The sequence below is a fragment of the Streptomyces sp. NPDC127197 genome (assembly GCF_042672405.1).
Classification (GTDB): Bacteria; Actinomycetota; Actinomycetes; order Streptomycetales; family Streptomycetaceae; genus Streptomyces; species Streptomyces flavusporus.
The window spans coordinates 434,763-452,788 of sequence record NZ_JBHXVG010000002.1 but is presented as its reverse complement, the minus strand read 5'-3'; the positions used below and the strand labels follow the sequence as shown (position 1 = coordinate 452,788).

Sequence of the window (18,026 nt, the reverse complement as noted above, 5' to 3'; positions counted from 1 at the left end):
CCGCCGCGGCGGGAGTCGGAATGACCCTGGCCGGACCCTGATATCGCCCCTGAGCCGACGCCGGGGAGGCGTTCGACGGGCCGGCCCGCCGAAGATCAGGGGAGTCTCGGGGGTCGACCCTGATGCTCCCGCCCGCCGACCGTGTGACCATCAATGGCATGCCGGAAGCCGCAACCGCAGCAGCGCCACTCGCCGAACCGCGGCCGCCGCGCAAGCTCTACCGCAGCAGTGACGGACGCTGGCTCGGTGGCGTGGCGCGGGGGCTCGCCGGGCACCTCGGCCTGCCCGTGATCTGGGTACGCCTGGTCTTCGTCGGCCTGTTCATGGCCGACGGCCTCGGCGCGCTGCTCTACGCCGCGTTCTGGTTCTTCGTGCCGCTCGGCGTCGGTGGCGTCGAAGCACAGAAGCCACCGTCCCTGGTCACCACGGAGACCTCTCCCGACGGCCGGCGCAAACTCATGGCCCGCAAACCGGACAAGGGCCAGATGGTCGCCCTGCTGCTCATGGTCGTCGTGGCCATGGTCTTCGTGGGCAACGTCAACCTGGGCACCGGCGCCCAGGCCTACCTCTGGCCGACCGTGCTCGTCGGCGCGGGCGTCGCCCTGGTGTGGCGCCAGGCGGACAACGCCCGCCGGGCCCGCTGGGTCGAGGTCGGCCGCCGCAAACGAACGCTCACGCTGCTGCGCGCAGTGGCCGGCGTCCTGTTGGTCACGGCCGGTGTCACCGGCATCTTCGTGCTGCAGGGCTCCGCAGCCCACCTCGGCTCCGTCCTGCAGGCGGCCCTCGCGGTGCTCGTCGGGATAACACTCCTCGCCGGCCCCTACCTCGTGCGCATGACCCAGGACCTCTCCGAGGAGCGTCTGATGCGCATCCGCGCCCAGGAGCGGGCGGAGGTCGCCGCCCATGTCCACGACTCCGTGCTGCACACCCTGACCCTGATCCAGCGCAACGCGGAGAACGCCGGCGAGGTGCGCCGCCTCGCCCGCGCCCAGGAGCGCGACCTGCGCACCTGGTTGTACAAGCCCGAGGGCACCGGCAAGGACGAGGCCGACGAGCCGACCGCCCTCGCCGACGCGGTGCGGCGCAACGCCGCCGAGGTCGAGGACAAGCACGGCGTCCCCATAGAGGTCGTCGTGGTCGGCGACTGCCCGCTCGACGAGAAGATCGGCGCACAGATGCAGGCCGCACGCGAGGCAATGGTCAACGCCGCCAAGTACGGTGGCGAGGGCGGCGCCGTGCAGGTCTACGCCGAAGTCGAGGGGAAGACGGTCTTCGTGTCCGTGCGGGACCGTGGCCCCGGCTTCGACCTCGACTCGATACCCGCCGACCGCATGGGCGTCAGAGAATCGATCATCGGCCGCATGGAGCGCAACGGCGGTACGGCCCGGTTGCGGGCGGTACCGGGCGGCGGCACCGAGGTCGAGCTGGAGATGGAGAGGGCGGAGAAGACGTCATGAGCGACCCGACCGAGGCGAACGGCACGGCAGGGGAGGCGGCCGAGTCCGCTCAGTCGCCGGGCGGCGGTGCCGTGCGGCGTCACGTGCGCGTGGTGCTCGTCGACGACCACCGGATGTTCCGCACGGGAGTCCAGGCCGAGATCGGCCAGACCGAGCAGACCGGCGTCGAGGTCGTCGGCGAGGCGGCGGACGTCGACCAGGCGGTCACGGTCATCACCGCGACCCGGCCCGAGGTCGTCCTTCTCGACGTGCACCTCCCGGGCGGCGGCGGGGTGGAAGTCCTGCGCCGCTGCGCCACGTTGATGGCTGACGCCGAGCAGCCCGTCCGCTTCCTCGCGCTGTCCGTCTCGGACGCGGCAGAGGACGTGATCGGTGTGATCCGGGGTGGCGCCCGGGGGTACGTGACGAAGACGATCACGGGTACGGACCTGGTCGACTCCATCTTCCGGGTCCAGGAAGGCGACGCGGTCTTCTCCCCGCGCCTCGCCGGCTTCGTCCTGGACGCCTTCGCCTCCACCGACGCGCCTCCCGTCGACGAGGACCTCGACCGCCTCACCCAGCGCGAACGCGAGGTCCTCCGCCTGATCGCCCGCGGCTACGCGTACAAGGAGATCGCCAAGCAGCTCTTCATCTCCGTGAAGACGGTGGAGTCCCATGTCTCGGCGGTCCTGCGCAAGCTCCAGCTGTCCAACCGGCACGAGCTGACGCGGTGGGCGACGGCACGACGGCTGGTGTGAGGGCCCGGCCTCATACCACCCGGGTCGCTCCGGAGAAGGGCATCTCGTCGATCGGGGCCAGCCGTACCGGCGCCGAGGGGTTCGGGGCGTGGATCATCTGGCCGTTGCCGACGTAGATGCCGACGTGACTGATGCCGGAGTAGAAGAACACCAGGTCGCCGGGGAGGAGTTCGGAGCGGGAGACACGGTGGCCGGTGTCGATCTGGGCGTAGGTGGTGCGGGGCAGGGAGATGCCGGCGGAGCGGTACGCGGCCTGGATCAGGCCCGAGCAGTCGAAGGCGTCCGGGCCGGTCGCGCCCCAGACGTAGGGGCTGCCGAGCTTCTGGTAGGCGTACGAGACGGCCGCCGCGGCACGCGAGTTGGGCGCCGCGGCCGTGGCGGAGAGGCTGTCGCGCCCGGCCGTGGCGGCCCGCGAGGCGCGGTCCGTGCCATCGCCCTCCGCGAGTCGCGTCCGCTCCTCGGCCGTCAGCCGGGACAGCAGCCGCCTAGCCGCGTCCAGCTTCCCGGTGATGGTCTTCTTGTGGCGTTTCAGCTCGGCCTGCCGCGACTGCAGCGAGGTCAGCTCGACGCGTGCGGCGCCGCGCAACTGCTCGATCTCGCGCAGCTGTCTGCGTACCCGTGTCACGGCCGCGGACTGCCGGTCGCCCGCGCGTTCGGCGAACGTGGCGCCGTCGAGGTACCGGTCGGGGTCCTCGGAGAGCGCGAGTTGCAGCGCAGGGTCGAGACCACCGCTCCGGTACTGCGCCGCGGCGAACGAACCGAGCGCATCCCGCGACGAGTTGAGCTGCTCCTCCTTGCGGGCGGCCTCGTCCTGCAGCGACTGAAGCCGTTCCTCCGCCGTCTTGGCCTTCTCCTTCGCCCCGTTGTACTTCTCGGTGGCGACCTCGGCCTCCTGATACAGCTTGTCCACCTTGGCCTTGACCTGCCCCGGCGTCAGCTGCGGCTCGGCGTGCCCGATGCCGTCGACGCCGGTCGCGCTCGCCGCTCCCGCGATAGCGATCGTCGCCGCCGTACGGGCCCTGGTGCCGCCCGCCGAGCGTTGTCGGGGCTTGCGGTGCGCTGCCACTGGACTGCACGTCCTTTCGTACGACTCGGACGACCTGGACGCCCCGGACGACCGCTGGTCCGTACGGCCACCGGCGGACCGTGGGCCGCTCCGATGCGGTCTCCGCGTCCGGCGGCAGCCCGTGCAGGGGGAGCGGGGCCACCGCCGGACCTTCTCGGCGGAGGTGTCCGGCTGCCGCCCCTGGCCCGGACGGCGGTGGGGAGCCGGTCACCTGGTGCAGGACGCTAGACCTGGGTGTGTCGGACCGGTAACGCGTTGTGCGGAACTGACAGGAGGGGACCGCGGGGTGACCGTATGCGACCGTGATCCCGGTCCGTGGCCGTCGCCTTCACGCAGCGCGATGACCGATGTGCGGTTTACGGGGTATACGTGCATGCAGAGGTGCTATGGCGCGCATATATGCATCCGCGTCCCGCGCCCCAGACCGCCGGGCGCCGGGTCGGCGGGCCGGTGCCGGGCGGGGTCCGGGCCCTGATTAGGCTCCGGCTCCATGGACGTACTCATCAACCTCTTCGTCGGCCTGCACATCATCGGCATCGCCGCCCTGCTCGGCGGTTTCTTCACCCAGATGAAGGCGATGGGCGAGGGCACCGCCCGATTCGGCCCGGGGATGCTGCACGGTGCGCTGACCATGCTGGTCACCGGTGTGATCCTGGTCGGTCTCAACCAGGCCGACGACCAGTCCGTCAACAACATCAAGATCGGTGTGAAGCTGGCCCTGCTGATCGTGATCCTCGGTCTCGTCTATGTGAAGCGGGACGAGGAGAAGGTGGACAAGGGCCTGTTCGGCCTGGTGGGCCTGCTGACCACAGCGAACGTCTTCATCGCGGTGCTCTGGACCTGAGCCCCGGCCGAGGCCCGCGGCTCACGGTCTGGGGTGCCCGGGCGCCGCGGGGCGTACGGCCTCCCGGGCGGCCGCGACCGCCCCGACCGCGACCGCGAGCCACGCCGCCACCGCGATCCACAGCAGCACCTCCCCGGGCCACTCGAGCCATGAGACGTCGACGGCGGCGGCGACGGCCAGCGTCGCCGCCGCCGTCATACCCATCGGGAAAACCGTGGACCAGCGGCACACGTCGTAGCGCAGACGCGGCCGGACCACCTCGGCGACGAGCAGTACGGCGTACCAGCCCAGGTCGAGGACGAGCAAGGCGACGGTCACGGTCCGCAGGACGCCGCTGTTGTCGTCGTTCCAGAGGTACAGGCCCGGTCCGTCGGCGGCGATGAGTTTCGCCCCGGCGAGCGCCGAGATCGCCGCCGCGCCGCCCGCGACCCACTGGTCCCCCGGCCCCTCGATCACCTGCCGCAGATCGAAGCGGGCCAGTGCGAGGCCGTACAGCACCAGGCCCAGCCAGAACAGTACGAGCGCCGCGTGTGCGAGCCACGCCGCCGACTCGGCCTTCGCGAGGGTCGCGCCGAGCACGGCGAGCCCCTGCGTGGCCACGGTCCCGAGGAACACCGCCCCCGGCATACGCCGCCGCTGCCAGTGCCGCACGACGGGCACCAGCAGCACCGGCCACAGCAGCGTGGCCAGCGCCAGCAGCGCCGCGGCCAGGAGCTGCCAGTCCAGCGCGGACAGGCGGGTCCCCAGCACGGTGGTCGCGGCGACGGCGGTGAGCGCCGCCGGCGTTCCCGCCTCCCTCACCCAGCGCTCCCGCTGCCGCAGCAGCCGCGTGAGGAAGTCCGCCGCCAGGGCCAGCCATGCCGCGCAGGCCATCACGAGGAGGATTCGGGACAGGACCTCGTAGCCCGTCAGGTGCAGGCCGACCGAGACGATGCCGGTCGCCATGACGGCGGCCCCGGCCGCCGGCGGATGCTGCGCCCACCAGGCGCGGAGGGGGGAGGAGCCGGGCATGCGCCGATGCTAAGGAGCCCCGCGCGTCGCGCGAGCGGGCCACGCGCGCCGACACTCGAAAACCACGCGGGCGCGCGGCAACGGGCTCACACCGAGCGTGCGCCGTTTCGGGGGCGCGCGAGCCTGCAGGCGCCTCTCGTACGCGCCTGCCCAACAGCACCCCACGCGCGCGTGCCTGCGGAAAACGCCCCCACGCGCGTGCCCACGGAAGCCTCCCCGGGCGTGCCATCCGGCCCGCCCCTTGCCTCCGCCTGTCAGGCCGGTCGTACCACGCTGTGGATGGACGACTCCCCGTCGTAGTAGATCGACTCCTCGCGCACGTACGTGCCGGGCTTCGGGGCGTGGATCATCATGCCGTTGCCGATGTAGATGCCGACGTGGGTGACGTCGTCGTAGAAGAAGACCAGGTCGCCGGGCTGGGCGGCCGCGAGGGAGACCGTGGTGCCCGCGTTCACCTGGTCGTAGGTGGTGCGCGGGAGGGAGACGCCGGCGGCCTTCCACGCGCCCTGGGTGAGGCCGGAGCAGTCGTAGGAGTCCGGGCCGGTCGCGCCCCAGACGTACGGCTTGCCGATCTGCGCGCGGGAGAAGGCGAGCGCCTTCTCGGCCTTGGTGGCGTACGAGGAGTCGGGGGCCGAGGTGTCGGAGCCCGTCTCGGTCCCTGTGCCCGTATCCGTGGAGGAGCCGCTTCCGGTCTCCTCCTGCTGCGCGGCGGCCTCCTGGCGCTGCCGCTCCTCCTCCGCCTGCTGCCGGGCGAGCTCCGCGGCCTTGCGCTCGGCCTCCTCCTGCTTCTTCTTCTCGATCGCCGCCAGCCGCGCCTTCTCCTCGGCGGTCAGCTGCGACAGCAGTTCGCGCGCGTCGGCGAGCTTCTTCTGGACGGTGGCCTTGGCCGTCTTCAGATCGCTCTGCGACTCCGTGAGCGTCTCGAGGCTCTCGGTGGCCTCCTGGCGCTTCTCCATCGTCGCGGACTGCTGGGTGAAGTAGTCGTCGACCGCGCCCTTCTGACGGCTGGTCAGCCTGCCCATCAGCTGGGTCTGGTCGAAGTAGTCCTGCGGCGAGTCCGCGAGCAGGAAGGTCGCGGTGTCGGGGGCGGAGGCGCCGGTCCGGTACTGAGCCGCTGCGTACGAGCCCAGCTCCTCGCGCGCCTCGTTGAGCTTCTGGGTGCGCTGGGCGACGTCGTCGAGGAGGGTGTCGACCTGCTTGCGCTGTTTCGCGGTCTTCTCTTTGGCTGCGTTGTACTTCTCGGTCGCCGACTCCGCCTGGCGGTAGAGATCGTCGACCTTCTTCTCGACTTCTTCGAGGCTCGGCTTGTCGTCGGCCGAGGGGGTGGCATTGGCCGTCTGGGAGAGCAGGGCCACAGACGTGAGGGCAGCCGTGGCAAGCGCGGGGGTCCGTATGCCTGCGACGCGCGCGCCCGTGGGACGCGACTTACGGTGCGACGCCAAGGGAGGCGACTCCTTCCATGGGCCGCCTACCGGGTTAGCTGTCGGGTTCGGGCGGGTGGTTCGGAAGGGTTGCCCTACGGTCCCCTCCCGGGAAGGGAGTCGGACCGATTCACCCCAGAGTCGGTTGGGTCCCCGGCTCCGGCAGCCACGGGGGCGCACCGGACTCGGCGGAGGCCGTGCGGCCCGGCGACGTTCGCCGGTGGGGGTCGTACGGCCTGCCCGGCACGGTAGCCAACTCGTGTGGTGCGTGTGAAGGTTGGTGGGTGATATGCCCGATACATTTTCGTGACTTTCAGTCAGTGGTCGCGGGTGGTATTGGGGTGGGCTCGGAGAGTGAGCCGACGTCGAGGTGGGTAGGGACGAAAGATCGCCGGCCGCTGCATCCGATGTGATTCCGGCCGCACTACCAAGATCGACGGTATTCCGGCCGGGGATGTTCTCGGGGCGGCCGCGGGTTGTCAGTGGGGCGCCCTAGACTCGGAGAGCGATGAGCAGCCTCTTTGACGACAGCTTCCTGGCGGACCTCCAGGCCCCGCGGGCCCACGAGGAGCACCCGCCGCCGCCCGAGGACGATCACGTTCCGGAGCCGATCCCGGACGATCTGTTCGGCGGGAAGTTCGACGTGCCCCCGGACCGGGACATGTACTACCGCGACGGCGCCCCGCGTCCGGCCATGGACGCGGCAGCGCTCCTGGAGGGGCTGAATGACAACCAGCGCGCCGCCGTCGTCCACTCCGGCTCCCCCCTGCTCATCGTGGCCGGCGCCGGCTCCGGCAAGACCCGCGTGCTCACCCACCGCATCGCCCACCTCCTCGCCGAGCGGGGCGTGCACCCGGGCCAGATCCTCGCGATCACCTTCACCAACAAGGCCGCCGGCGAGATGAAGGAGCGCGTCGAGCAGCTCGTCGGCCCGCGCGCGAACGCGATGTGGGTCATGACCTTCCACAGCGCGTGCGTGCGCATCCTGCGCCGGGAGAGCAAGAAGCTCGGCTTCACGTCGTCGTTCTCGATCTACGACGCCGCCGACAGCAAACGCCTCATGGCCCTGGTCTGCCGCGACCTGGACCTCGACCCCAAGCGCTACCCGCCCAAGTCCTTCAGCGCCAAGATCAGCAACCTCAAGAACGAGCTGATCGACGAGGAGGACTTCGCCGCCCAGGCCACCGACGGCTTCGAGAAGACCCTCGCCCAGGCCTACGCTCTGTACCAGTCGCGGCTGCGCGAGGCGAACGCCCTCGACTTCGACGACCTGATCATGACGACGGTCAATCTGCTCCGCGCCTTCCCGGACGTCGCCGAGCACTACCGCCGCCGCTTCCGCCATGTACTCGTCGACGAGTACCAGGACACCAACCACGCCCAGTACGCCCTCGTACGCGAACTCGTCGGCACCGGCGAGCACGACGAGGACGTACCACCCGGCGAGGGCAACCTGCCGCCCGCCGAGCTGTGCGTGGTGGGTGACGCCGACCAGTCGATCTACGCCTTCCGCGGGGCGACCATCCGCAACATCCTTCAGTTCGAGGAGGACTACCCGGACGCGACGACCATCCTGCTGGAGCAGAACTACCGCTCCACCCAGACGATCCTCTCCGCCGCCAACGCCGTCATCGAGCGCAACGAGTCCCGCCGCCCGAAGAACCTCTGGACCAACGCGGGTGCGGGCGCGCGCATCACCGGCTATGTCGCCGACACGGAGCACGACGAGGCCCAGTTCGTCGCCGACGAGATAGACCGCCTCACGGACGCGGGCGAGGCGAAGGCCGGGGACGTCGCCGTCTTCTACCGGACGAACGCCCAGTCCCGTGTGTTCGAAGAGATCTTCATCCGCGTCGGCCTGCCCTACAAGGTCGTCGGCGGCGTGCGCTTCTACGAGCGCAAGGAGGTCCGGGACGTCCTGGCCTACCTGCGCGTGCTGGCCAACCCGGAGGACTCGGTCCCGCTGCGCCGTATTCTCAACGTCCCCAAGCGGGGCATCGGCGACCGCGCGGAGGCGATGATCGACGCCCTCTCCCAGCGGGAGAAGATCAGCTTCCCGCAGGCGCTGAAGCGCGTGGACGAGGCGTACGGCATGGCCGCGCGCTCCACGAACGCCGTCAAGCGGTTCAACACGCTCATGGAGGACCTCCGAACGATCGTCGAGTCCGGCGCCGGCCCCGCGACGATCCTGGAGGCAGTGCTCGAACGCACCGGCTACCTCGCCGAGTTGCAGGCCTCCACCGACCCGCAGGACGAGACCCGGATCGAGAACCTCCAGGAACTCGCCGCCGTGGCCCTGGAGTTCGAGCAGGAGCGCAGTGAGGGCGAGCAGGGCACGCTGGCCGACTTCCTGGAGCAGGTCGCGCTGGTCGCCGACTCCGACCAGATCCCGGACGAGGAGGAGGGCGACGGCGTCATCACGCTGATGACCCTGCACACCGCCAAGGGCCTCGAATTCCCGGTCGTCTTCCTGACCGGCATGGAGGACGGCGTCTTCCCGCACATGCGTGCCCTCGGCCAGACCAAGGAACTGGAGGAGGAGCGCCGCCTGGCGTACGTCGGCATCACGCGCGCGCGTGAGCGGCTGTATCTGACGCGCTCGGCAATGCGGAGCGCGTGGGGGCAGCCCTCGTACAACCCGCCCTCCCGCTTCCTGGAGGAGATCCCGGCGGCGCATGTGGACTGGAAGCGCACGGGTGGTTCCCTGGCTCCGGCGGGCCCGGTCTCGGGTGTGGCGGCTTCGCTGTCCTCGTCCCGCTCGCGCTCGTCGGCGTCAGGCGCGTCCGGGTTCGCCACGCGCCGGACCGCCGAGAAGCCCGTGGTCTCCCTCGCGGTGGGGGACCGGGTGACGCACGACCAGTTCGGGCTCGGGACCGTCGTCGCTGTGAAGGGCACCGGCGCGAACGCGGAGGCGACGATCGACTTCGGGGACACCAAGCCGAAGCGACTGCTTCTGCGGTACGCGCCGGTGGAGAAGCTGTAGCTGTTCCGGGTGGTACGAAGTGAGCCCCCGCTCACTCGGCGGGGGCTCAGGGGAAGCTTCGGGGCTTACGTCGGCTCGAGCCCGTGGCTGCGCAGCCAGGCCAGCGGGTCGACCGCCGAACCGCCGCCCGGCCGCACCTCGAAGTGCAGGTGCGGTCCGGTCGAGTTGCCGGAGTTGCCGGAGAGCGCGATCGGGTCGCCGGCCTTGACGGTCGTACCGGACGCGACCTGGTAGCTGGAGAGGTGGCAGTACCAGGTCTCCGTGCCGTCCATCGCCGTCACGATCATCATGTTGCCGTACGCGCTGTTGTACTCCGTACGGACGGTGCCGTCGGTCGCGGCCATCACGGTCGAGCCGTACGAGACCGGGAAGTCGATGCCGGTGTGCACGGACATCCAGTTGATGCCGGCCTGGCCGTAGTAGGCGCTGAGCCCGTGCTGTGCGACCGGCAGGGCGTACTTGGGACGCAGCCGTTCCTTGCGGGCTGCCTCCGCCGCAGCCCTCTTCTTCTCGGCCGCCTGCTGCGCCTTGAGGTCGATGCGCTCCTGGGTACGGCTGGCCCGGTCGGCGAAGTCGTCGGCTTCCGCGGTGAGGCTCTCGAGCTGGGTGTCCAACTGGTTGTTGGCGGCCGACGGCTTCACCGCAGGGGCGTCCGCCGCGGTCGTCGACGCGTCCTGGTCGTCGCCGCCGAGGTTGCCGACGGAGGCGGCGGCGATGCCCGCCACGCCCATGACACACGCCGAGGGCACGGCGACGGTCAGCAGTGCCGAGCGCTTCGCGGGCGTACGGCGACGGGAGCGGGCCCCACTGCGGGAGGCCGCCCGCGAGACCGGGGCCGGGGTGACCTCCTCCTGGTCGTCGAGGAGGGACGGGGTCGTGGCGGGCATCTCGCCGGTCACGCCCGACTCGCCGTCACCCGCGTTCGGTTCGTCGTAGTCGACGTGCTCGAAGGTGGCAGTCGCCTGCTGATCGAAGGGCTCGGCGTGCGAGCCGAAGTTCTCGGCGTGGTGCTCGTAGGACTCGGCCTGCTGCGGAAAGGGTTCGGCGTGCTGCTCGTAGGCGTCGGTCGTGGTGCCCGTGGTGCCGTCGGAGTTCCACTGCGTGGCGTCGTACGCGCCGGAGTCGAAGGTCTGCGTGCCCCATTCCCACTGGTGGGTCTGGTCGGCGGGGCCGCCGGGCTGCTGCTCCGGCTGGAGCCATGCGCTCGCGTCCCACTGGCCGCTGGCATCGGGCGCTCCCGCCTGCTGCGGGATGAGGGGGAGCTGCTGGTGGCCGGTGGTCCAGGCGGTTGTGTCGTAGGCGCCGGTGTCGTAGGAGGCGTGATGCTGGGCCGCGTACGGGTCGTAGTCGAGAGTCTGATGGCTGCCGGTGGACCACTGCGTGGCGTCGTACGCGCCGGTGTCGTGACCACTGCCCGTGAGGTCGCCGAAGAGGGGGTCGGTCTCGAACGTCGTGGTGGTGGCCGCGGTGGCGTGGCTGCCGGTGTCAAATCCGTTGGCGGTGTAGGCGCCGTATGTGGTGAAGTCGCCGTACTGGGCCTCCTGCGTGCCGTACGGCGCGTAAGGCGCCGAGGCGGCTTCGGAAGCCGGAGCCGGGGTGGTCATGATCCCCGACGGGTGACGGTCGTTCACCAACTTCTCTTTCGCCTCGACAACAGGGGCTGGCAGAGCAGTGCGGCGACTGTACCCGGCGGTACGCGGGCACGACAATCTTCTGCAGGTTTCGCGCGCGCAGGAAACGGGCAATCGGCCGTGTTTCGGGGGACTGCGGGCACGGGTTTGGGTTTGTGTTCGAAGATTGTTCGATGTCGTACTGGTCGGCCACCGTCGTGTTGTCAGGCCACGGTGAGGTCGTCGGAGTGCGCTGCAGGCCCGCTTCCCTGCTGGGTGGTGTCGTAGGTGCCGTCCAGGGCCTGCCGTATGCCGGCCGCCACGGCCGGGTGCACGGGCAGGGCCAGATGGCCGATCCCGCTCACCCGCACGTTCTGCGCCAGCAGGTCGGGGTGGTCGACGCAGGCGGACTCCAGCGGATCCATCAGGTGGTCGAGGTCGCTCCAGAAGCTGACGAAGTGCGTACGGCAACCGGGCGTCGGGCCGGCCAGCTCCTCGATGACGGCTGAGCCGGGGCGCATCTGGCGCACTATGGGGTGCGCGTTCGCCAAGGGGGCCACTCGGGTGCCGGAGTGCGGGGTGCCGAGCGTGACCAGGGTCCGGACGCGAGTGTCGCCGCCGAGCAACTGGACGTAGTAGCGCGCTATCAGCCCGCCGAGGCTGTGTCCGACGATGTCGACCTGAGTGCTGCCCGTGCGCTCGCAGATCTCCTCTATGTGCCGGCCGAGCAGCTTGGCCGCCGTACGAATGTCGCAGGTCAGGGGGGAGTAGTTCAGTGACTCGATGTGCTGCCTGCCGTGCTGGGCGAGGGAACGGCGCAGCAGGACGAAGACGGAGCGGTTGTCGATGAAACCGTGCAGGAGGACCACCGGGGGTTTGGCCTGCGTCGGCAGGCGCGCCGCGCCGTCCTGGGAGGGGACCAGGGCGGGCGGCGTACGGCGTTCCTGAATGATGCCGGAGGGGTAAAGGAGCAGGTGGCCCGCGAGGATCGCGACCTCGAGGGCGGCCGCCTTCAGGATGGCCAGTGAGAGCCCCGCCAGGCTGCTCGGGAGCAGGCGGTGGCAGAGCGGTTGAAAGGGCAGCAGTGCCCTGGTGACCTGCGTGACCTTCATGGCCGACCTCCTGTCGGCACGCGGAGGACGGCTCTGTCCCCCGTGTGCGCCCGTGCGAGCCGCGACGGAGGTGGTGACGGGGCGCGAGTGGGGTTGTTTCGGCGGGTGAGTGGGGCCGGCCCCTGTATGGCGTATGTGGCGCCGTTGGGGGTGGGGTGGGGGGTCTGCCCTACGTGCCCTGTCTGCTTATCGTGCCCTTCGTTTCCGGTCGATGCGCCGCACCCCACGACGCGCGGCCTGCGGCGTGGAGGTACGGCGACCTCGTTGCGGCTCTCTGTGCGCGTGTTCCCCTCCACGCCCCCTGGTCCGCGTGGGTGCGCGGGGGTGGCCGCGGAGACTTGGAACACTGCGCGGCGAATATGTCCCACTGTGTGATTTCCCCCTCGGTCTGCCTCGCGAAACTGCCGGTTGCGGGATGCTGGAGATAACGTTCGTTCACTTCCCCGGTGGTTGCGGGGTGGATGGCCTTGTCCTGGTGGGCACCGTTCTGTGCGGTACTTGTCGATAGTGGCCGGTACTTGTCGGTACGGGTTGATGTAATCGCTTCTTGGAGGCAGTGATGGGTGTGGCAGCCGGTCCGATCCGCGTGGTGGTGGCCAAGCCGGGACTCGACGGCCACGATCGGGGGGCGAAGGTGATCGCACGGGCACTGCGGGATGCCGGCATGGAGGTCATCTACACGGGCCTCCACCAGACGCCCGAGCAGATCGTCGACACCGCGATCCAGGAGGACGCGGACGCGATCGGGCTGTCCATCCTCTCCGGGGCGCACAACACGCTCTTCTCAGCCGTGATCGACCTGCTCAAGGAGCGCGACGCGGAGGACATCCTGGTGTTCGGCGGCGGGATCATCCCCGAGGGGGACATCCCTGCGCTGAAGGAGAAGGGCGTCGCGGAGATCTTCACGCCGGGGGCCACGACCGCGTCGATCGTGGACTGGGTACGGGCGAACGTACGGCAGACGACGGGGGCGTAGGTCCGGGGCGGGCGCGGGTGGCGTTCGCGTGGTTGTGTGGCTTGGGTTTGGGCGGTGGTCTGTGGGTGTGGACCGGGTCCGGACGGTGGGCCGTTGGTGTGGCGTGTGTCTGGGCGTGGGCCGTTGGTGTGGTGTGTCCGGGCGGGGGCCGTTGGAGTGACGGTGTTCGGACGGTGGTCTGTTGGAGTGGCTCGTGGCCGGATGGCGGTTCGGCTGCGGGTGCGCGTCTGGGTGCCGGCCCGTTTGCGGGTGCGGGTCCGGATGACGGCCGGTCCGCCGCTCAGGCAAGGCCCCGCGGCCCTTCCTCCTGCTCCGCTCCCAGTTCCTCGGCCATGGCGGCACGCAGACGCAGCGTGGTGACCAGGCGCTGGAAGGCCTCGGCCCAGTAGCCGCCGGCTCCCGGTGACGCGTTCTCGGGTTCGTCCGGTACTGCCAGCAGCCCGTCGAGGCGGTTCGCCTCGGAGGGGGACAGACAGCGTTCGGCCAGGCCCATCACTCCGCTGAAACTCCATGGATAACTCCCGGCGTCCCGCGCGATATTGAGCGCGTCGACGACCGCGCGCCCGAGTTGCGGCGCCCACGGCACGTCACACACGCCCAGCAGTTGAAACGCCTCGGACAGACCGTGCGCCGCGATGAAGCCGGCCACCCACTCGGCGCGTTCGTCGGTGCCCAGCGTGCTCAGCAGCTTGGCCCGCTCGGCCAGGGACACCGCCCCCGGGCCGCCGGCCTCGGGTGCCCTGGGCGCTCCCAGGAGGGCCCGCGACCAGTCGGCGTTCCGCTGTCTTACCGCCGCCCGACACCAGGCGGCGTGGAGTTCACCCTGCCAGTCGTCCGTGACCGGCAGAGCGACGATCTCCTCGGGCGTCCGGCCGCCGAGCCGACCCGGCCACGTTTCGAGCGGCGTGGCCTCAACTAACTGGCCGAACCACCAGGACCGTTCACCCCGTCCTGCCGGTGCCTTGGCGACGACCCCGTCCCGCTCCATGCCCGCGTCGCACTCGTGCGGCGCCTCGACGATGATCGTCGGGGTGTCCCGCGTGTGGTCGACGGCAACGCAGGCACCGGCCCGCACCGCCATGCGTGCGGCCAGCGCCGAGCCGGGCAGCGCCGACAGCAACTCCGCCGCCGTCGCCCGGACGTTGCGGCTGCGGTCGGACAGGGCCTGCTCCAGGAACGCCTCGTCCTCGTCGCCGAGATTCGTGCGCAGTGAGTCGAGGAACATCAGCCGGTCCTCGGCCCGCTCCGTCGCCCAGGTTGTCGCGAGCAGCTCGCGTGCGGTGCCGGGTTCATGGGCGCGTATGGCTGCCAGGAGGGCTACGCGTTCGGCGAACAGGCCCTCCTGCCACAGCTGTTGCACCTGCTCCGTGTCGTCGAGGTGCGGCAGCGACGTGCCTCCGCCTGGTGTCGTGCGCAGCGCGAATCGCCAGTCCGGGTTGAGCCGGGCGAGCCACAGGGCACGGGGTCCGGCGAAGGTCAGTGCCGCCGGCCGCAGATCCGTACGGCCCCGGGCCGCGTCCAGCAGGGCGGGCAGGGCCTCCGGGGGTGCCGCGAAACCGCGGGCGTTCGCCGTCGCGAGCCACTGGGGCAGCAGCTCCATGAGGTCCGGTGCGGTGCCTCTGCGGCCGCCGCCCGCGGTGTCGGGACGGTCGGCCAGCAGCATCGCGAGCCGGTGGGCCGCCGCTGCGGGCAGCGGGGGGCGCGGGTCCTCGGGGGCCGGTGCCGGGCGCTGGGCCGACCGCGCCGGGCGCAGTCCGGCTCGCCGACGTACGGTCTCCATGGCCGCGGCGTCCAGCAGCGCCACGGGCGCCTCCCGGCCGGGCGTGGCGCCGGGTGGCGTACGCCGGTCCGTGCCGAGCAGTGCGGTGGTGACGAGCTCCTCCCAGACGCCCGACGTGGGCGAATCCACAGGAGCGGAAGTCCTGTTCACAAGGGTCCTTTCAAGGGCGGATGCCGTGCGGTGGTTCGGAGTGGGCCAGTTCGGAGCCGGTCGGCGTCACTGTGGGCCGCTTCCCCTGGAGTCGTGTCGGAGGCGTCGAGAGGCCGCGGTTCAGCACAGCTGGACCGCCGTGCCCGCTCCCGTCGGCCAGGCCGCCAGCGGGGTGAAGCCCTGGTGGCCGCACTCGCCGAAGACCTTGACAGGGGTGCCGCCGGACAGGGCTACGAGCCGCCAGAGGCCAGGGCGTGAGCGGGCGGTGGGCGTGAGCGGCAGAGCCGCGTCCTCGTCGGCGTCCGCCAGTTGCCATGAGTCGCCGTCCGGAGTCGGTATGACCCGGTCCAGCGTCACCGGGACCGAGTCGAGCCACGGGTCGGCGCGGAGGGCGTCGCCGTAGCGGGCTACCGCCTGTGTCGTCGTCGCTCCTGGTGGACGTATCGAGGTGGACGTGGGCGCCGCGAACCGTTCCCCCAGGGCGGCGCGCTGCCGGCTCCCACCCGGGTAGGCGGACACCTCCGCCTCCAGGGTCAGACCCACCGGCAGTGCGAGCTCGGGGGCCCGGCCGGCGGCGCCGTAGGAGAGAAGGAGAGCGGTGCGGTCGGATTCGGCGCCGTACAGCCAGATCCGGCGGGTCGTCAGACGGGCGTCCGCCGTGTCGTACTGGGCCAGGACCAGCCAGCGGTCGCGCACCGGCGGGCCGTCCGCCGACGCGGGCAGACCGATACGGGAACGGACCGTCGCCGCCAGTCCCTCGGGCAGGCCGTCGCGCCGCAGCCAGCCCTGGTCGAGGAGGTGGAGCAGCGCGCACTCCTCCAGCAGCCGCACCGGCCAGCCCGGACCGGACGCCGGGATCGCACCCAACTCCCTTACACGACCGGCCAGTCCGGGAGCCTGGGCGTCGACCATACGGGCCGCCGTCTCCTCCCACAGCCCGTACCCCGCCTGCTCCGCCGCGGCCAGCCCGCCGCGCAGCAGGTCCGTCAGGCGCTGCTCCAGCTCGGTCGCACCCGCTGTGATCCGCTCGGCCCGGCGCTCCGCCCGGCGCCGCGCCGCCTCCGGATCAGCGGAGCCGGACGGGGAACCGCCCGCGCCCGCCGCTCGTTTCTCCGCAGCACGCTTCCTTCTCCCCTCTGTCCACTGCTCGGCCCAGTCCGGCGCTTTGCCCGGTGGCACCGCGCCGTCGCCGCCCGCCCAGAGCAGCAGCAGCCCCAGCGCGTGCTTGCACGGGAACTTGCGGCTCGGACAACTGCACTTGTACGCGGGACCGGACGCGTCCGCGATGTCGATGACCGTCTGATACGGCTTGCTGCCGCTGCCTTTGCACAGCCCCCACAGCGTCCCCTCGTCAGAACTGCCTGCCTCGGACCACGGCCCCGCCGTACCGAGTTTGCTTCCCGCTTTGCGCGACGCTGCGTCAGGCGCCAGTGCCAGCACCTGATCCGCAGTCCAGCGCACCCCCTGCTGAGTCATGACATCGAAGGTAGATCCCCCCACTGACAATCGGCCTCGCGAGCGCGGTCGCCAGCACGTTTTCGCAGGTCAGATCGCATTGTCAGTGGCGTGGTGCACCGTGGATGCCAGAACCGAACCGGCCGAGCTGGAGGGGGACTCAGCCATGCCTGTGTCCGTAGAACCGACGTCCGTCGACCCGAGCCAGAACGGGTCCGCGCCCGCGAACACGGGCGTGGACACACCTACAACCGCGAGCGCGGGTGCGCGCACCTCCGCGCCCGCGGCAGAAGCGCTGCGCCCGCACGCCGAGGACGCCTTCGCGGACGAACTCGCCGCGCTGGCCGCGCAGGACGACCGGCCGCGGCCGACCCGCTGGAAACTGTCGCCGTGGGCCGTCGCGACGTACCTGCTCGGCGGCACCCTGCCCGACGGCACGGTCATCACACCGAAGTACGTGGGCCCGCGCCGCATCGTCGAGGTCGCCGTCACCACGCTCGCCACCGACCGCGCACTGCTCCTGCTCGGCGTGCCCGGCACCGCGAAGACCTGGGTGTCCGAGCACCTGGCCGCAGCGGTCAGCGGTGACTCGACCCTGCTGGTGCAGGGCACCGCCGGCACGCCGGAGGAGGCGATCCGGTACGGGTGGAACTACGCGCAGCTGCTCGCCCACGGCCCGAGCCGGGACGCGCTGGTGCCCAGCCCCGTCATGCGGGCCATGGCCGAGGGGATGACCGCACGCGTCGAGGAGCTGACCCGCATCCCGGCCGACGTTCAGGACACGCTCATCACAATCCTGTCGGAGAAGACACTGCCGATACCGGAGCTGGGCCAGGAGGTGCAGGCGGTCCGCGGCTTCAACCTGATCGCCACGGCCAACGACCGCGACCGAGGGGTCAACGACCTCTCCAGCGCACTGCGCCGCCGCTTCAACACCGTGGTGCTGCCGCTGCCGGAGAGCGTCGAGGCCGAGGTCGACATCGTCTCGCGCCGCGTCGACCAGATCGGCCGCTCCCTCGACCTGCCGGCCGTACCCGACGGCGTCGACGAGATCCGTCGTGTGGTGACGGTCTTCCGGGAGCTGCGCGACGGTGTCACGTCCGACGGCCGTACGAAGGTGAAGTCGCCCAGCGGCACGCTGTCCACCGCCGAGGCCATCTCCGTCGTCACCAACGGCCTTGCGCTGGCCGCGCACTTCGGCGACGGCGTGCTGCGACCGAGCGACGTCGCCGCGGGCATCCTCGGCGCCGTCGTCCGGGATCCGGCGGCCGACCGGGTCGTCTGGCAGGAGTACCTGGAGGCGGTCGTCCGTGAGCGGGACGGCTGGAAGGACTTCTACCGGGCCTGCAGGGAGGTGAGTGCGTGAGCGACAACCGGTGGGATTTCGCGCAGGGGAGTTCGACGGAGGGCGGATCGATGGAGGT

At 71.0% G+C, this 18,026-nt stretch carries 13 protein-coding genes and 1 riboswitch; of the genes, 6 read left to right on the top strand and 7 right to left on the bottom strand.

Annotation, left to right across the window (positions count from 1 at the left end):
• Positions 1 to 158: 158 nt before the first annotated feature.
• Together ACFVJQ_RS04715 and ACFVJQ_RS04710 are read left to right on the top strand one after the other, a co-directional pair.
• Entirely contained in the window at positions 159 to 1,457 is a 1,299-nt protein-coding gene (locus ACFVJQ_RS04715; RefSeq protein ID WP_385780907.1) for a PspC domain-containing protein, read from the top strand.
• Complete coding sequence (locus tag ACFVJQ_RS04710) at positions 1,454 to 2,194, top strand: response regulator transcription factor (RefSeq protein ID WP_224734655.1); 741 nt, start codon at positions 1,454 to 1,456, stop codon at positions 2,192 to 2,194. Before ACFVJQ_RS04715 ends, ACFVJQ_RS04710 begins: the two co-directional genes overlap by 4 nt.
• A 10-nt stretch (positions 2,195 to 2,204) precedes the next feature.
• Here the strand turns inward: ACFVJQ_RS04710 and ACFVJQ_RS04705 are convergent, their stop codons facing one another.
• Positions 2,205 to 3,260, bottom strand: a complete 1,056-nt coding sequence (locus tag ACFVJQ_RS04705) for an NlpC/P60 family protein (protein WP_385512617.1) — start codon at positions 3,258 to 3,260, stop codon at positions 2,205 to 2,207.
• Between the two features lie 490 nt (positions 3,261 to 3,750).
• Here ACFVJQ_RS04705 and ACFVJQ_RS04700 point away from each other — a divergent pair, with 490 nt between their 5' ends.
• Complete coding sequence (locus tag ACFVJQ_RS04700) at positions 3,751 to 4,104, top strand: hypothetical protein (protein WP_385780904.1); 354 nt, start codon at positions 3,751 to 3,753, stop codon at positions 4,102 to 4,104.
• Positions 4,105 to 4,125: 21 nt separating this feature from the next.
• Here ACFVJQ_RS04700 and ACFVJQ_RS04695 read toward each other — a convergent pair whose 3' ends face one another.
• Together ACFVJQ_RS04695 and ACFVJQ_RS04690 are read right to left on the bottom strand one after the other, a co-directional pair.
• Positions 4,126 to 5,115, bottom strand: coding sequence for a tellurite resistance/C4-dicarboxylate transporter family protein (locus ACFVJQ_RS04695; protein WP_385780901.1), 990 nt, complete (start codon positions 5,113 to 5,115; stop codon positions 4,126 to 4,128).
• Positions 5,116 to 5,369: 254 nt separating this feature from the next.
• On the bottom strand, positions 5,370 to 6,557 hold the full coding sequence (locus ACFVJQ_RS04690; RefSeq protein ID WP_385512620.1) for an NlpC/P60 family protein: 1,188 nt from the start codon (positions 6,555 to 6,557) through the stop codon (positions 5,370 to 5,372).
• A gap of 7 nt (positions 6,558 to 6,564) precedes the next feature.
• A riboswitch (cyclic di-AMP (ydaO/yuaA leader) is annotated at positions 6,565 to 6,737 on the bottom strand.
• Positions 6,738 to 7,044: 307 nt separating this feature from the next.
• Between ACFVJQ_RS04690 and pcrA the strand changes: the two genes are divergently transcribed.
• Positions 7,045 to 9,519, top strand: coding sequence for a DNA helicase PcrA (pcrA, locus tag ACFVJQ_RS04685; RefSeq protein WP_385780898.1), 2,475 nt, complete (start codon positions 7,045 to 7,047; stop codon positions 9,517 to 9,519).
• A 65-nt stretch (positions 9,520 to 9,584) separates the two neighbouring features.
• Here pcrA and ACFVJQ_RS04680 read toward each other — a convergent pair whose 3' ends face one another.
• Positions 9,585 to 11,150: a M23 family metallopeptidase gene (locus tag ACFVJQ_RS04680; protein WP_385780895.1), complete on the bottom strand. Its 1,566-nt coding sequence runs from the start codon at positions 11,148 to 11,150 to the stop codon at positions 9,585 to 9,587.
• A 203-nt stretch (positions 11,151 to 11,353) separates the two neighbouring features.
• On the bottom strand, positions 11,354 to 12,241 hold the full coding sequence (locus ACFVJQ_RS04675; protein ID WP_385512623.1) for an esterase/lipase family protein: 888 nt from the start codon (positions 12,239 to 12,241) through the stop codon (positions 11,354 to 11,356).
• A 559-nt stretch (positions 12,242 to 12,800) separates the two neighbouring features.
• Here ACFVJQ_RS04675 and ACFVJQ_RS04670 point away from each other — a divergent pair.
• A complete protein-coding gene (locus ACFVJQ_RS04670; RefSeq protein ID WP_224735418.1) occupies positions 12,801 to 13,217 on the top strand; it encodes a cobalamin B12-binding domain-containing protein in 417 nt (138 codons plus the stop codon).
• A 280-nt stretch (positions 13,218 to 13,497) separates the two neighbouring features.
• Here the strand turns inward: ACFVJQ_RS04670 and ACFVJQ_RS04665 are convergent, their stop codons facing one another.
• Together ACFVJQ_RS04665 and ACFVJQ_RS04660 are read right to left on the bottom strand one after the other, a co-directional pair.
• Positions 13,498 to 15,147 (bottom strand): DUF5691 domain-containing protein, encoded by a 1,650-nt coding sequence (locus tag ACFVJQ_RS04665; RefSeq protein ID WP_385780892.1) that lies wholly within the window; start codon positions 15,145 to 15,147, stop codon positions 13,498 to 13,500.
• Positions 15,148 to 15,267: 120 nt separating this feature from the next.
• Positions 15,268 to 16,623 carry an SWIM zinc finger family protein gene (locus ACFVJQ_RS04660; RefSeq protein WP_385512625.1) on the bottom strand — a complete coding sequence of 452 codons (1,356 nt, stop codon included), beginning with the start codon at positions 16,621 to 16,623 and terminating at the stop codon, positions 15,268 to 15,270.
• Positions 16,624 to 16,768: 145 nt separating this feature from the next.
• On the opposite strand from ACFVJQ_RS04660, the gene ACFVJQ_RS04655 reads away from it, so the two are divergent.
• Complete coding sequence (locus ACFVJQ_RS04655; protein WP_385512626.1) at positions 16,769 to 17,968, top strand: AAA family ATPase; 1,200 nt, start codon at positions 16,769 to 16,771, stop codon at positions 17,966 to 17,968.
• Positions 17,969 to 18,026 lie beyond the last annotated feature (58 nt).

Excerpts from the sequence above, each read along its gene's own strand:
- ACFVJQ_RS04715 (WP_385780907.1), top strand. The coding sequence starts at position 159 with ATGCCGGAAGCCGCAACCGCAGCAGCGCCACTCGCCGAACCGCGGCCG.
- ACFVJQ_RS04710 (WP_224734655.1), top strand. The coding sequence starts at position 1,454 with ATGAGCGACCCGACCGAGGCGAACGGCACGGCAGGGGAGGCGGCCGAG.
- ACFVJQ_RS04700 (WP_385780904.1), top strand. The coding sequence starts at position 3,751 with ATGGACGTACTCATCAACCTCTTCGTCGGCCTGCACATCATCGGCATC.
- ACFVJQ_RS04695 (WP_385780901.1), bottom strand. The coding sequence starts at position 5,115 with ATGCCCGGCTCCTCCCCCCTCCGCGCCTGGTGGGCGCAGCATCCGCCG.
- pcrA (WP_385780898.1), top strand. The coding sequence starts at position 7,045 with ATGAGCAGCCTCTTTGACGACAGCTTCCTGGCGGACCTCCAGGCCCCG.
- ACFVJQ_RS04675 (WP_385512623.1), bottom strand. The coding sequence starts at position 12,241 with ATGAAGGTCACGCAGGTCACCAGGGCACTGCTGCCCTTTCAACCGCTC.
- ACFVJQ_RS04670 (WP_224735418.1), top strand. The coding sequence starts at position 12,801 with ATGGGTGTGGCAGCCGGTCCGATCCGCGTGGTGGTGGCCAAGCCGGGA.
- ACFVJQ_RS04660 (WP_385512625.1), bottom strand. The coding sequence starts at position 16,623 with ATGACTCAGCAGGGGGTGCGCTGGACTGCGGATCAGGTGCTGGCACTG.
- ACFVJQ_RS04655 (WP_385512626.1), top strand. The coding sequence starts at position 16,769 with ATGCCTGTGTCCGTAGAACCGACGTCCGTCGACCCGAGCCAGAACGGG.